Raw genomic sequence first — 13,776 nt, 5'->3', positions numbered from 1 at the left:
GTCTTTGAGTACGGCAGCGAGCATTGAGAGCTGCTTGGAATCGAGGGGAGCGTCGTCGTGTGGCATTTTGCTTTTCCCTTGTGGGGCGAAAGCATGATCGACTCTTCCAAGCGCTAGGCGCCCGTTCAAATTGGCCAGCGACTTTCCTTCAGTACGCTTTAGTCAGGGATTAGCGAGTCAAATCCGCGCGTCTTTCATTTCCTCAGCCTCACCCCGGCGCCACCGCCATTCTCAGGGATGAACTCGACGCCGCCCGATTCGAGGGCCTCGCGCATCTTGTCTACACTGCTGAACCCGAGCATCCTGGCCAGCCTCGCCGAAGGGCATGAGGCGGCCAGCGACACAGTAGGTCAGCCGGGGATCATTGCCCGTGTCAAACACCTGCGTGACGAGGAAGATTTGCGGCACGTCTCGCTGCAAGATTTTAGGCCGCGCCTTTGCCGGTCACCGGAGCACCTGTCACCTTTGGGCCAAGCTGAACCGCCTTGACGGAACGTCAGGCACATCTCAATGCTTGTGAGCGGCAGATGGTGCCACCATCACCTGCCGAAGATCGGTCTCCGATCGGCCCGCGTTCTCCGCCAGAGGCGCGGGCTTCTCAGCCCGCCGGGGAATAATGGTGGCGTTTTGAACTGGCCGAAAGTGCCGGCTCTGCTACCCTTGCTTAGCCATGTGTCGCCAGCGCCGCCAACGGCGTTTTTCGTTGCCGCGACGTACTTTTGCTTAGTTGCCGTGAAGCTGCAGGATGGCGTACTTCGCAAGGACGTTTTTGACCGGTTCTACGTCAAGCGTCAGAAGTCTTTCGCGATCTAGCCTTGGGGGCCTCGCGCGCGACTTCGGCGCGTCGTTCTGGTGTCATGTTTGCGGCACGCTTCTTGCCGGGGGCCAAGAACTTTGGCGGCGGCGTTCTTGCCGTCGTCAATCCCATCGTCGGCTTTTCGCCAGTGGCAATGCGCATGACGCGGACGGCATTACCGATCACGTCGGCGGGGCGCCTCTGGCCTTCCGCTTCTTTAGGAGAGTTACCAGCACGGTCCGCATTAATGAATGCTCTGCGCTATCAAGCTCCACTTCCCAATGCTCGTTGAGCTGGTGCTGCCAGGGGAACTGCGCGTTTTGCAATGCCTGTCGGAACGCATTCGGATCAACACCAATGGACCTAGCCATATCGGCAGCATTTGTCGGCTTGGCCATGACGACGCCTCCCATGCTTTCTGCGAGGCATATAGGAGGCCGGGCCGATATGGGAAATGCATATTGCATTTCGTCAAATTTCAAGCTGAGACGCTACCGCCCATCACCTACGAGAAGGCAGGGCCTCGGCTATGCTCGCCGCGGTAGCTCTGCTCAACGCTCAGTTTGCAACCGGAACCGCAAGCGACACTTTCTTGCGGGCCGGCGGCCGAAGGCGCAAACGGCGTTTGACAGGGGCTTTAAGCACGACCGGCGGATCGTTCGACAGCGCGCCGAGCACGGCGTCGACCATCCCATGTGCGACGAAATCGGCATTGATATCGGTGGCCGGCGCTGCTCCTGCTTCCTTGTCGTCACTGCCGATCTCCGACCAGAACACGATCCCGACCCGCAACGCCGGTTTGGCGCGCTTCAGCCGGCGAACCAGAAAGCGGGCGTGCTTGACGGAATCTCGGTTCAGGAAGCCGACCACAACGGTGTCGATAGCAGCGAGCTCGAGGTGGCGAACACTTGCCGGTTCGAAATTGGCAAAGCTCGCCTTTGACACGGTCGCTCCCTGGACTTCGAGCACCTGCGCCAACATTGCGGCAGCGGCATCGTCGAGTTCGCCGCGCCCGCCGGCACAAAGCACCGAGAAATCGGTGCCGTCCGGCAGCTCGGGGTTGTCCTCGCTTTCCGCCTCCCTGTCCTCCGGCGAGCCGGCGTCATCGGCCACGGGCACGTCATCTTCCTCAGCCGCTTCTGCCTGGGCGCTGTCTTCGAGGTTTGCCACCAGCGTCTGGGCGCTGGCAGCCACCTGCCGCCTTTGCTGGTCGCCCATTACCCCTCTGACGCGGTCCTGCTCGCCAAGCAGAAGTGCCGGAATGGCGATCTTGCCATAGAATTCGAAAAGGTACTTTTCCTCCAGCATCTCCTCAGCGTGGTCGGTGGCTTCGCCTGGATCACCGGCCAGTAGACGCTGATAAAGCCGTGCATGGAGTTCGAGCACCGGCTCGTTGCCGAACAGCACATCGAGGAATTCGAACTGAGGCACGTGCCGGCCGAGCACGACAAGACAAACGGTGAGCGGCGTCGACAGCACCAGGCCCAGCGGACCCCATAGCCAGGTCCAGAAGATCGCTGAAACAATGATGGCCAACGGGGAGAGCCCCGTCCTCGAGCCGTAAAGCCAGGGCTCTACGACGTTCCCGGTGATCAACTCCATTCCCGCGAACAACGCAGCTGTCCACAACACCAGCGCCCAGCCCGGAGCGACGGCGAGCGCCAGGAACAACGGTAACAGCGCGCCTATGACCGGGCCAATATAGGGAACGAAGCGCAGCGCCAGCGCGAGCAATCCCCACAGCAGCGCATTGGGTATGGCCAAAACCCAAAGCCCGATGGTGATCGGTATGGCGTAGACGGTGTTCACGACCAACTGCGTCAGCAGATACTGGCCGACCCGCTTGCCTGCATCCTGGAGTGCCTCGGTGGTTCGATGAAGATCGCCATAGCCGACAAGGCGTATGAAACGGTCGCGCAGGTCCTCGCGCTCAAGCAGCATGAATATGACGACGACGATGATCAGTCCGGCCGACGCCAGGGGGCTGATCAGCGGGCCGACCAAGTTCTGGAGAACCTCGAGCGGCCTTTCGCGCGCCACGATCTCGACGGGCACCGGCTCGGACCTTGGCTTGCCGGCGGCAGGCGTCGACGGTTCCTGCCGATCGATCTCCTGGCCGACGCGCTCGATCGCCCCGCTCAACCTGGCAACAATCCCTCCTCCTGCCCCTGTCTCCTTGAGCGAGCGGATCTTGGTCAGGATGTTGGTCTGGTAGACTGGGATGCTCTGGGCCAGTTCGCTGACCTGCGTGGCGACGATGAAGGAAAACAGGGCGAGCGCCGCAAAGGCCCCGAGCACGCTGCCGATGACAGCGGGAAGGCGTGGAATACCGGCTCGCTTGAGCGCGGAAACCACCGGGGCAAGGGCGAAAGTCAGCAGCAGTGCGATTGCGATCGGCAGGAAAACCTCGCGCCCGAAATACAGGGCGGCCACTGTGGTCACGACAGTTGCGACAGTGGGCAAGGACGTGCGCGGGTGCGCGGCGGCCGACGAAAGAATGCTCGCCAGTCCGGAACTCGATGGATGCATGCTGTTTCGACGATTGTACGCCACTGATATCTCCGCCCGGCCAACCACCATGATCAGGTATATTAGGCTGGCGTGCAACTTTCGTTTCTTTGCAGATGCAAAAGCCGGCCGTGGCGAGCGCCCGGGTACGGATCGCACTACTGTTGACGCATTGTCATTCAAAATCGACATACCACAGCGAAAAGCACCGCTGCGGTAACGGAACGAACGGGCTGATCGGATGTTGTTTAGCTGAGGGACATACAAGCGCACGGCAGGCGTGCGGCCCAGCCACAGAGCAACATGTCGCAATCGCTGCAGACCGCACCCGCAGAGACACCGATCTCTGTAAAACAGACGGAAACGCACAAGCTTTTGAAGATACTCGGACCGGGCCTGATCACCGGCGCGTCGGACGACGACCCAAGCGGAATCGCCACCTACTCACAGGCCGGCGCGCAGTTCGGCTATGGTATGGGCTGGGTCCTGCTGTTCAGCTGGCCGCTGATGTGCGCCATCCAGGAGATTAGCGCGCGGATCGGCCGGGTCACCGGACAGGGAATCGCCGGCAATCTGAGAAGACATTACCCGGCGAGCTTCGGGATCTCCATCGTCTCACTTCTGGTTATCGCCAACATCATCAACATCGGCGCCGACCTTGGCGCGATGGGCGCGGCATTGAAGCTGATCATCGGTGGGCCGGCGCTGCTTTACGTTGCGCTATTTGGCCTGGTGACCGTGCTGCTTGAGGTTTACTCTCGCTATTCGCGCTACGTGTCCGTGCTGAAGTGGATGACGCTGTCGCTATTCGTTTATGTCGGCATTGTCTTTGTGGTGAAGGTGCCGTGGGCGACGGTCGGTTACAATCTCGTCATTCCGCACATCAAGTTGGAGATGTCCTCCATCACCGCAGTGGTCGCCATTCTCGGCACGACGATCAGCCCCTATCTGTTCTTCTGGCAGGCCGGAGAAGAAGTCGAGCAGGTGCGCGAAGACGCTGGCTCCAAGCCACTCAAACGAGCTCCGGAGCAGGCGAAGCCCGAATTCAACCGCATCCGCATCGACACATATCTCGGCATGGCCCTGTCGAACATGGTCGCGCTGTTCATCATCATAACCACCGCGGCGACGCTGAACGCCCACGGTGTGACCGACATTCAGACGTCCTCCCAGGCTGCCGAGGCGCTACGGCCGATAGCCGGTCCCCTCGCCTTCTTCATTTTCGGCATCGGCATCATCGGCACCGGTCTGCTGGCGCTGCCGGTTCTGGCAGGGTCTTCGGCCTATGCACTGGGCGAGACCTTCGGCTGGCACGTCGGGCTGGCGCGCAAGCCTCATCTGGCAAAGGCCTTTTACGGGGCGATTGCCGTGGCCACGCTGATCGGCGTCGGCCTAAACTTCAGCCCGATCGATCCGATCAAGGCGCTGTTTTGGAGTGCGGTGATCAACGGCGTGGTGGCCGTTCCGGTGATGGCCATGATGATGCACCTGTCCAGCAAGCGTGCTGCGATGGGCGACTTTCAACTGCATATCGGGTTGACGATCGTCGGCTGGCTGGCGACGGCGGTGATGGCGATCGCCGCGATCGGACTGTTCGCCACCTGGCATTCGTGATCCTTGCTTCACAGGCAACGGCGGGAGCGGTCTGGATCGCCTCGCCGTGTCCGCAAATTCAAATCGCGACATTCCCCCCGCAATCCTGTAACAACGAGGCAAGAGGGCCACACGCCTAAGATCGGCTTCACGCCCATGTTCTACCCCATGGCTAATTTCGAAGACGCGCAGACACTGGCGCAGGCCATCGTCAATACGATCGCCGAACCATTTCTGGTGCTTGACGAAAAGTTCCGCGTTCTGGAAGCCAGCCGCTCCTTCTACAGCACCTTCGAGGTCGATCCCGAACAGACGCGCGGGTCTCTACTCTACGCACTTGGCGACGGCCAATGGGACATCCCTGCACTGCGCCTCTTGCTAGAGACGATCATCCCCGAGAAGACCGCCATGGACGGCTTCGAGGTCGAGCATGACTTTCCGCGGATCGGCCGCCGCACCATGCTGCTCAATGCCCGCAAGGTTCTCTACGATCACAGTTCAGCCATTACCATTCTTCTTGCCTTCAATGACATAACCGCCCGGCGCGTCATCGAGAAAGAAAAGGAAGAGTTGCTCCGCCGCACCGAGGAACTACTTCACCAAAAGGATGTGCTGCTGCGCGAAATGGAGCACCGGGTGGCCAACAGCCTGCAGATCATTGCCAGCATATTGCTGTTGAAGGCCCGCTCCGTAACATCCAGCGAGACACGCGAGCATCTCAAGGACGCGCATCAGCGCGTGATGTCGGTCGCCGAAGTGCAGCGTCATCTCCACACCTCTTCTGGTATCGAAGAGATCGAGGTCGGCTCCTATCTTCCGAAATTGTGCAGCAGCCTGGCCTCGTCGATGGTCGGTGAGGCCCAGCCGATCACAGTCACGGTGACGACCCAAGGCGGCAGGATAGATTCACAACGGGCTGTCAGCCTGGGCCTGATTGTCACAGAGCTCGTCCTCAACGCGATCAAATATGCTTTCCCAAAAGAGAAGGCCGAGGCGCGCATCCAGGTGACCTATGAGACCGCCGGCAGCGACTGGAAACTGACGGTTTCAGACAATGGCGTCGGGAAAATCGCCAACGATGTGCCAAGCACCGGTCTCGGAACGGCAATCGTCGAGGCCCTAGTCAAACAGCTGGAGGCCAAGGTCGACGTGATCAGCGACACCGCCGGCACCAGCGTGTCAATAACCAGGGCGACATTCATCTCAAAAGTGCCGCGGGCGGCGTAGAGACTGTTCCAATCCCCACAGGATCGGGGGGCTCTTTCTGCTGTTTGACCATGACCGGCAACGGAGCCGTCCCGCGCACGATCATGCGGCAGCATAGGATGCCTGTCTTCCGGAAACCGTCTCGATACGGATCTGGTAGAAAAGATGGTTTCCCGAAGCGGCCGGGGCGGCGCTCGGCTTGAGGGCGCCTGGCTCCCACCAGTTCGCGTGCCGCGCCAGCAGCGACCATGCAAATTCACGGTCATGGTCCTCAGCCGGGGCCTGCCCCAGCGCGGGAGCCGCGGGGTCCTGGGCTGGACCCTTCGAAAGTTCTTCGAATACTCCTTCGACGACAACGCTCTTCCAGCCGTGGGCGCTGCCGACATCATCGACCTGGAGACAGACGCGAGGATTGTCGCGCATCCCACTCGACCTTCTTGCCGGGCAGCGAAAAGCTGAAGATGAAATTGTCGTTGAAGGCAAAATGAACCGGCACGACATAAGACCGGTTGTCCCTGACACAGGCCAAACGGCCAAGCCGCGCCGACTTCAATAGGGAAATGCAGTCCTGACGCGTCATATCCTTGACGTTCATCACGATCCTTCTTTCCGTCCAAGCTTCTAGCCGGTTCATAGCGTATCGTGCATCGATTCTGCTTACTGTTGTGCGCAATACGGCCCTTTGCAGAGATATGCACCCTGTGCCGGCAAAATGGTCGTCTCGCCCGATGCTCGAAAAGCCGGCAGATCTCGCCGGCCGTTCTTCCTTCACGCGGCCGTTAGCGACAAACCCTCACTTGTTCGATGACACTGTGGTGATGGCGCCAATGCTTGATCACCTCAATGTGGCAACGCTGGTGTCTGTGGTGACGCCAGGACTGATCGCTGTTATATTTGTTGCCACCGTATTGTCCGTCGCCGAAATAACCTTGAGTATGATGATGGCGGCGAAAATAGTGGTCGTCATTGGTTTGGGAATAGTCGGACTCGCCATTGTCCGACTGAATTGTAATGCTTGCTGCATTAATAGGCGAGATGAAAGTCGCCATGGATGCAAAAACGAACATGGATGCGATTATGAGTTTCTTCACGATTATCTCCAGAGTTTCACGCACTACAACGAACTTATGGCCTGAACGTTCCGTAGGATTGCGCGCAAAACTTGAACCAGCGTCTGTCCGAGTCCAAAAGTTGCGAAATTCGATACTCAGATCGCAGCGAGGGCGCTGCTCGAAATAGCAAAAGGCCAGATGCCGGACGGCACGCCGGGAAGTCGCCTTCCATGTTCCGATGGCAGCATCCCGCTGTTTGCTGTAAAGGTCACGTTCCAGCTAATACGCGAGCCGCCCGATGGACGAGGACACGGCTCTTGAGTTATTCATTATGGCCGCGCGCCAACGTCAACGCCGAGCGGTCGATGATGCTGACAACATGCTTTCGACCATCGAAGAGACGCGGCGCGTAATCGCCAAATCCCGCATGTTAGATCGGCTTGCCGCCACGACCGGCGCAACTCAGCCGTGGCGGACCGGCGCCATTTACCGGGTCTAGCGGATCGAAGCTGGCTTAGTGGATTGGATCATCAACAACTTAGGCGCTACCCAGCTTCTGAATTGGTTCGATTCGTACCGCAACCCCTGAGAGGCGCCAGGCGTTTCGCCACATGCCGATTTACCCCTTCGACTATCATGACAACCAACAGCTGACCGACAACCCTCGCCAGGTCGCCGAGCAGCAATTCGCCTTCGGCCAAAATCATAAGAGCCAACGTCTTTTTTGTTCCCCATAACTGCAAGCAGCTCAGCTCCTGCTGCGTGGTTGGCCCGCTCTTCAAAGCCCATGAAGGTGTCTCGACTGTAAGGGGGAATGTTGATACACGCTCGCAACGAGCCTGCAAATGACATTCCGCTCTCCTTGACCCAGTCGCTCGCCGCACCACACTCCGATGACGGCTTGCCCAGGTGACGGAACTGGTCTCCGGACTATCTTTGCAGCCGGGGGCAATTTACAAAAAGCAAAGCTCGGCCGCTCGTTGCGGACCCCGACAAATCGGCCATTCGTCAACCCTGCGAATTCAGCCCACCCGGCCGGCGCCTTCCCCAAGCCCATCCACCCCGACTGGCGCAACCCATGTTTCTCCAATCTCGCAGGCTGCTTGCGGCGTAGTGCCGGCCACGGCGCCATTAACCACCTTCATCGATAAGGTGGACCCGAAAGCCCAAGCTGAGGGTTTCGGTTGTATGGGAAATCATCAGCACAGATTCTACTGCCACATTGAAGCCGACGGATCGTGGGGTGTTTGGGATCGCCTAGCCAATAGGCCGGCAAGGTTAGGCGGCAGCGACCTTCTCGGATGCACGGCCCAAAGAGCTGCAGCTGCGGAACAGGTCCTGACGAGAATTTACAACGGCGGACTTGATGCGCTCGCTGTCCGCATCGCCGGGATTGTTCGTTAGTACATCTTCACCTTCGGCGTAATCTCCTCGATCCGGAGCTCGTCGCCGATCTCCTTCCCATCGCCAGCGCCTTGGCCTTGTCCTTGGTCGTCAGCACCGTGCGCCAATGCGGCTTCTCAAACACGCTGACGATGTAGGTTGTGGCCCGCTTCGGGGATCTCCTTCCGCAGAGGACAGATTTGAAAGCCCGCGCCTCTGGCGGAGGGCGCGGTCCGATGGGAGGGCCGATCATCGGCGCGCTGGAAGGCACCACCGGCCGCATGCACCAATCTTTAGGGGCGGCTCATGTTCAGGTCGGCTCAGGTTTGCAATTCGGCTTGTCACGCATCGAAGGTCGGCTTCCAATCGCGGTAGTGCGCCCGCTGATGACCTTCGTAGTCAGGAACGCATGTGAAGAAAACCGGTCGGCGATCACGCCCTGCTGCCGCCAAGAAATAACTGACGGACGAACGAACTTGCAACCGTCGCCGCATGATCGTCTACTCTTAGCTAAGCCTTTGTCTTTTCAAGCACGAACAACTGCTCGCAGGATAGGAGGGGGAGGACGCTGAAAGAGCCTACCAGCTTGAGCCCTGCCTCTGCGAAATCCTGTCGTGCGACGTTGAATTTCACGGGATGAAGCGCAGACATCCTCCCGGTAATCATCTTTCGCAGGCTCAATCGTATTTTCTGGAAGCGGGTAGCAAGGCCGTAGGAGACGATTAGACGGCGGCTGGCAACGCGCGCCAGCTCATTGATAATGTCGCGCCTGAGATGCGGCGGGATGAGGTGAATGAGGCGAAGGCAGATCACCGTGTCAAAGCTTTCGTCGCCGAACGGCAGCTGGGTTACGTCGCACCGGATGAAACCCTGAAATCCAGACTGGCTCTCATATGCTGTCTTGGCCAGGGCCATCATTTCAAGTGAGATGTCGGCGGCAAGAACCTGACAACCGTGCCGACCCAGCACCTCCGCCAGCTTCCCGGTCCCGCATGGGACATCGAGCACCTGAGCTGGAAGCGGGGAGCACCTCTCGATCGCCTTGGCGATGCACTTCTGCTCCCGTCGCGCGATGACATAGGATGCAAAGGTCGACAGCTTCAGGCGGCCCGCATATCCATCCAGGTACCGGCTCGCGAAGCTCGGATTTTGATACCGGTGTTTTGTACCGCCTTCATACGCCGCGACCTCGGCATCGTAATTGGTCGGCTTGGCGATGATCGACCCTGACGTCTGATCTGGCTTTGGGTCGCTCATCTGCCTTGTTTCATCGGATTTCTCCTGTAGGTCAAATCTGAAATTTCTATCCAACACATTCATTGGAGCTGCCGGTCGGTAAGAGTGGGTGAGAGAACTCTAGTCCCGTGTGCGACTGTCAACGCCGCAACGCTGATTCTGGCCGGATCGAACAAATCGACGGCAGTGAAACATGGTGATGACTGACGTGGTCGAACATCGATGCAAGACCATTGGTTTGCAACCACTCGGCCACGGAACCCGCGAGCGCATTTTACGCGCGCGCAGATCCCGTGCTGACTTAGTCGTTGCGATGAAACAATGGCGAACATCGGGAAGAGGTTTCCAGATGGCGGTGTATGTCGCATCCCTCGAATGGATGAAGTCGTGCCCACAGGCCCGGGCAAACAGGTGGCCTTCTTTCGCGTCGGGTTTAACCGGCGCATCTTTGACTTCGTCGGGAGAGCAGGGCCTGAAGATCACTTATACAACCAGCGATCCCGACTCGGCCCACTGGCGTAGAGAGTGACCCCCAAGAGCAGACCTAATGCGGCGCCGAGAATGAAGGCGGTCGACACCGTACCGGGATTGTGTTGGACCGCACCGGAAACAGATTGAGCCCCGGTTCGAAGCGTCTGAGCTGTACGGCCCACCTGATCGGCAGCGCTGTCATACCACCCCGGGGCTTGCTCGACGACCTCTTCTGCGCGCTCTGCCAGCGTCCGATTGATCTTGTTGATTTCGCGCTTCAACTGAGCAACTTGCTTCTCCAAGGCTTCCTGAGCTTCACGCTGCGTCGGTCTCGGTGTCACGCCTTCATTTTGGTCATTGGCCATTGTGAGACTCCTTGGTGTGAATGCTCAACGGCTAGCAGCTGCGTAAGGTTCCTGTCAGAGAATAATGCCCGCCCCCCCGAGGCAGCGGGCTGCGTGCGCAAATCTGCAAGCTTCAACAGTGGCCGGCCAGTTGCCATTTTCTTGCGGTGTTTGGGTTCTTTTTACCGTGTCGATTATAAATTTCCAGCATCGGGATCTGCGGGAATGCCGCTCTTACGATCCGCCTGAAATATTGGTTCCCGTTTGCAACTGCGAGCGATGAAAGGTCGCCTTCCCGATCGAGACATAGCTGACGCGCATCTGCGCGGTCAGGGCAAGGATCGTCGAAATCTCCGCAATCTCGCTTCAGCACGAGCTCAGACGCCTATTTGCAGCGATCGAGCCGTCGCGGCGTATTCCTCCATCAGACTGACGGAGCATCGCCACAGGCAATCGAGCGCGTCCGGCCGTCTCGCGATCGGCGCGGCCGCTGGCAGGATAACGTCCGTTCCGTCGTTCCTGGTCTGCGTCGGTCCTCATCCGCCGGGGCGGATTTCCTTTGTCTCAGTTGGCGTCCGTCAAACTGCGGACGCCATGCGTTCGAACTGCCGCACCGCTCATCAATGCGCACCCAGAAGCTTGCGGGCCTTGGCATGCGCGCGCTGCGCGCAGTGGCCCGATGCGCGGCCGCATCGCCCACATAGAACGTGCCGTCGCTCCAGAGGGCATGCATGACCACCGTCAGCTTGCACGCCACCGCGACGCAGGCCTTGCGGTGGCAGGAGCGTTTGGCGATCTCCCGGCCCCAGCTCTTGACCCTGTCCTTGCCCTTGAAGCGCGTCAGCAATCCTGACGGCGCTTCGTAGAGCGCGCCGCACGTCCGCGTCGCCCGCTTTCGAGATGCGGCCCTGTCGATCGAGGTGCCCGACTGCCAGCGTCGCGACGTCAGCCCGAAGTAGGCCGCGACGTCGCCCGCGCGGCGGAAGCGCGACGGTCGTCGGCCACCGTCACGAATGAGAGCGCTGTCACCGGCCCGACAGGGGATCGCCATGAAGCGCCGGTTTCGGCCGACAGCGGATCGTCCGCCGCGTGCACCGCCCTCTCGAAAGCCGCGCGCCCGACCTTGCTCAACCGGATGCTGAACGCCTTAAGGGAGTGCCGGATGACATTGTCCAGATCGAGGAACTTCGCGTTCAGATTGCGCCGGTGCGTTAGCAAAAGCCCCCTTGCGGTAGCAGCTTTCCGCCTTAATGCAGGCCTCGCGAAACCAGTCCGTGTGCATCAAATGGGCAAACGCCCAGCGCAGCGGCCTTGTCGGTTACTGTGACGAGACGAACAGGATATAAAGCTATTTGGCGGCAACTGGTCGAGGAAAGCCTCACCGTCATGAAACCGATGAACGAAGAGCATCTGGCGGTTCTACGCAGGCACATGGTCGAGATGATTGCGATCCATGCCAACCTTGCAAGCGAAGAACTCGGCAAGGCAACGCTCGATGAGCGGGTGATGGCATCGATGCGGCGGGTCCCGCGACATCTCTTCGTGCCAGCTGCGGTCGCGCCTTATGCCTACCAGGACATGCCGCTGCCGATCGGCTTCGATAAGACCGTGTCGCAGCCCTTCATTGTCGCTTTGATGACCGATCTTCTTACTCCCCAACCGCACGAAACGGTGCTCGAGATCGGGACTGGTCTGGGCTATCAATCCGCGATCCTCGCGGAACTCGCAGGACAAGTTTGGAGCGTCGAAATCATCGAGGAATTCGCAAGCCATGCCGAGGCTCTGCTGCAGGGTCTTGGCTTCCCGAATGTCGCCATTCGTGTCGGAGACGGATCTCGCGGCTGGCCCGAGCACGCCCCATTCGACAAGATCCTGGTTAGGGTTGCGGCTGAGCGGACGCCGCAGGCTACGGCACGCTTCGCTACAGGATTTTCGGGAGGAATGATGCGATGAGCGGCAACCCCGATGATCCGCCGATTGAACGACGCTCGCATCTTCGGATGGCTGTTCTAAAGGATGGCACTATCATCGCCGGGGATGTGAAGATCGGTTGCTCCGTCAGAAATCAGCACGCTCATGGCGCGGAGCTACGAGTGGATCCCGGCGTGGCTGTTCCTGATCGGTTCGTTCTGCACGTCCATGCAGATGATGTGGAATATCGGGCCGTGGTGCGGTGGAGAAAGAACGAGAGGCTTGGCGTTCAGATTTACTGATACGGGATTGTGACAATGGTCGTTACCAAGAAGGACCAGGAGCGCGCCGGCTACGCGTGGATGTATGGCGCCCAGGCCCGCAAAGACGGGAAGGAGCGCCTTGTGCCCGAGTATTGGCAGGAGTTCGCGGAAGATTGGCTTCAAGGATTTGACGGCGTGCCTATCGCCGTTGCCGGCAAGGCCAGACCGATCAGCGACGAGATGGAGGCGGAGGTCGACGAAGCCGGGGTGAGCGACCCGCTCGTCTAAAGCGGCTTTGCCGGCTGCGCATAATGGCCCGAGCAATGGCAAACTCAGCTTCCATCTTGGCGTTCTCTTTCTGCGTCATGTTGTCTGCGGCGGTCAGTCGGCGAAGCGCATGGATGATCTCGTCGCGCGCCCATGCCGCCTTGATCATGCATCCACGATCGCTTGAAAGCCCGGTTCTATGGCCCCCTGACAATCGATCGATCTTGATATTCGTCCTGGTGCCTAGGCGGGTCGATCATCGTCACTCCATGTCCGGCACTTCGCCGTTGGTGAAAAGCAGGGTCGGCGGCCCGTAGTCCCCAAGCGCCGGGTCGGCGTCACGGCTCCAGGCTATGACGCCGACATGGTTTCCCGCTAGTCCCTTGGCCGTTCGGATGGCCCGATCCTCGCTTTGCTGATCGGTTGGACCGTAGGCGGTGAACAGTTCTCCATCCTCCTGCGGTCGAATGCCACAACGACAATCAGCTTAGGCTTCTTCTGGCCGGGCAGGACATAGTCGGACATCGTGTTCTCCTAAAGGCACTGATCGCCGTCGCCGCGGTGTTCAAAGCAAAACCAGTGCGATTCCCTGCGCGGGCGTGCGAAGCCCCATCCGGCGACCTTGCCGCATCCGTCTGCTCGCATGTGTGGCCAAGCGCCTTGGCGCGGTCTCGCCGCGCCGGTGTCATGCCATCCGCCAATTTAAGGGGTTCGTCGCTCATAGCGGGTTGATTGGACCGACTAAG

At 59.6% G+C, this 13,776-nt stretch carries 12 protein-coding genes and 4 pseudogenes; 7 read left to right on the top strand and 9 right to left on the bottom strand.

Features of this window, described 5'->3' with window-relative positions; genetic code table 11:
* Positions 1-194 precede the first annotated feature (194 nt).
* The 3 genes and pseudogenes from JT360_RS34295 to JT360_RS31800 form a co-directional block, all read right to left on the bottom strand.
* Positions 195-275: pseudogene (locus JT360_RS34295) on the bottom strand (XRE family transcriptional regulator); the annotation flags it as partial.
* A gap of 703 nt (positions 276-978) precedes the next feature.
* The gene (locus tag JT360_RS31805) at positions 979-1,194 is read right to left on the bottom strand and encodes a hypothetical protein (RefSeq protein ID WP_214477176.1); all 216 of its coding nucleotides are present in this window, start codon (positions 1,192-1,194) and stop codon (positions 979-981) included.
* Between the two features lie 160 nt (positions 1,195-1,354).
* Positions 1,355-3,325: an AI-2E family transporter gene (locus JT360_RS31800; protein WP_214477178.1), complete on the bottom strand. Its 1,971-nt coding sequence runs from the start codon at positions 3,323-3,325 to the stop codon at positions 1,355-1,357.
* 282 nt (positions 3,326-3,607) lie between these two features.
* On the opposite strand from JT360_RS31800, the gene JT360_RS31795 reads away from it, so the two are divergent.
* Together JT360_RS31795 and JT360_RS31790 are read left to right on the top strand one after the other, a co-directional pair.
* A complete protein-coding gene (locus tag JT360_RS31795; RefSeq protein WP_214477174.1) occupies positions 3,608-4,918 on the top strand; it encodes a divalent metal cation transporter in 1,311 nt (436 codons plus the stop codon).
* Between the two features lie 135 nt (positions 4,919-5,053).
* The gene (locus tag JT360_RS31790; RefSeq protein WP_214477172.1) at positions 5,054-6,124 is read left to right on the top strand and encodes a sensor histidine kinase; all 1,071 of its coding nucleotides are present in this window, start codon (positions 5,054-5,056) and stop codon (positions 6,122-6,124) included.
* A gap of 81 nt (positions 6,125-6,205) precedes the next feature.
* Here the strand turns inward: JT360_RS31790 and JT360_RS31785 are convergent, their stop codons facing one another.
* Together JT360_RS31785 and JT360_RS33875 are read right to left on the bottom strand one after the other, a co-directional pair.
* The gene (locus JT360_RS31785; protein WP_250889210.1) at positions 6,206-6,526 is read right to left on the bottom strand and encodes a pyridoxamine 5'-phosphate oxidase family protein; all 321 of its coding nucleotides are present in this window, start codon (positions 6,524-6,526) and stop codon (positions 6,206-6,208) included.
* Positions 6,489-6,698 carry a pyridoxamine 5'-phosphate oxidase family protein gene (locus JT360_RS33875; RefSeq protein WP_250889209.1) on the bottom strand — a complete coding sequence of 70 codons (210 nt, stop codon included), beginning with the start codon at positions 6,696-6,698 and terminating at the stop codon, positions 6,489-6,491. Before JT360_RS33875 ends, JT360_RS31785 begins: the two co-directional genes overlap by 38 nt.
* On the opposite strand from JT360_RS33875, the gene JT360_RS31780 reads away from it, so the two are divergent.
* The gene (locus tag JT360_RS31780) at positions 6,688-7,239 is read left to right on the top strand and encodes a hypothetical protein (protein WP_214477171.1); all 552 of its coding nucleotides are present in this window, start codon (positions 6,688-6,690) and stop codon (positions 7,237-7,239) included. The genes JT360_RS33875 and JT360_RS31780 overlap by 11 nt on opposite strands.
* 214 nt (positions 7,240-7,453) lie before the next feature.
* Positions 7,454-7,654 carry a hypothetical protein gene (locus JT360_RS31775; RefSeq protein WP_214477169.1) on the top strand — a complete coding sequence of 67 codons (201 nt, stop codon included), beginning with the start codon at positions 7,454-7,456 and terminating at the stop codon, positions 7,652-7,654.
* A 1,394-nt stretch (positions 7,655-9,048) separates the two neighbouring features.
* Here JT360_RS31775 and JT360_RS31770 read toward each other — a convergent pair.
* From JT360_RS31770 to JT360_RS31760, 3 genes and pseudogenes are all read right to left on the bottom strand, one after another.
* Entirely contained in the window at positions 9,049-9,795 is a 747-nt protein-coding gene (locus JT360_RS31770) for a class I SAM-dependent methyltransferase (RefSeq protein ID WP_214477168.1), read from the bottom strand.
* Between the two features lie 458 nt (positions 9,796-10,253).
* Positions 10,254-10,610 carry a hypothetical protein gene (locus tag JT360_RS31765; RefSeq protein ID WP_214477165.1) on the bottom strand — a complete coding sequence of 119 codons (357 nt, stop codon included), beginning with the start codon at positions 10,608-10,610 and terminating at the stop codon, positions 10,254-10,256.
* Positions 10,611-11,226: 616 nt separating this feature from the next.
* Positions 11,227-11,908, bottom strand: a pseudogene (locus tag JT360_RS31760) (transposase); the annotation flags it as partial.
* A gap of 67 nt (positions 11,909-11,975) precedes the next feature.
* Between JT360_RS31760 and JT360_RS31755 the strand changes: the two are divergent.
* From JT360_RS31755 to JT360_RS31745, 3 genes and pseudogenes are all read left to right on the top strand, one after another.
* A pseudogene (locus tag JT360_RS31755) lies at positions 11,976-12,497 on the top strand (protein-L-isoaspartate O-methyltransferase family protein); the annotation flags it as partial.
* Positions 12,498-12,538: 41 nt separating this feature from the next.
* Positions 12,539-12,802 carry a PilZ domain-containing protein gene (locus JT360_RS31750; protein ID WP_214477163.1) on the top strand — a complete coding sequence of 88 codons (264 nt, stop codon included), beginning with the start codon at positions 12,539-12,541 and terminating at the stop codon, positions 12,800-12,802.
* A gap of 15 nt (positions 12,803-12,817) precedes the next feature.
* Complete coding sequence (locus JT360_RS31745) at positions 12,818-13,051, top strand: hypothetical protein (protein WP_214477160.1); 234 nt, start codon at positions 12,818-12,820, stop codon at positions 13,049-13,051.
* A 241-nt stretch (positions 13,052-13,292) separates the two neighbouring features.
* Here the strand turns inward: JT360_RS31745 and JT360_RS33870 are convergent.
* Positions 13,293-13,555: pseudogene (locus tag JT360_RS33870) on the bottom strand (hypothetical protein).
* Positions 13,556-13,776: the final 221 nt, after the last annotated feature.

Source organism: Mesorhizobium sp. dw_380 (genome assembly GCF_018588885.1).
Taxonomy (GTDB): Bacteria; Pseudomonadota; Alphaproteobacteria; order Rhizobiales; family Rhizobiaceae; genus Mesorhizobium.
The sequence above is the reverse complement of the archived record's forward strand: the minus strand, read 5'-3'. Positions and strand labels throughout refer to the sequence as shown.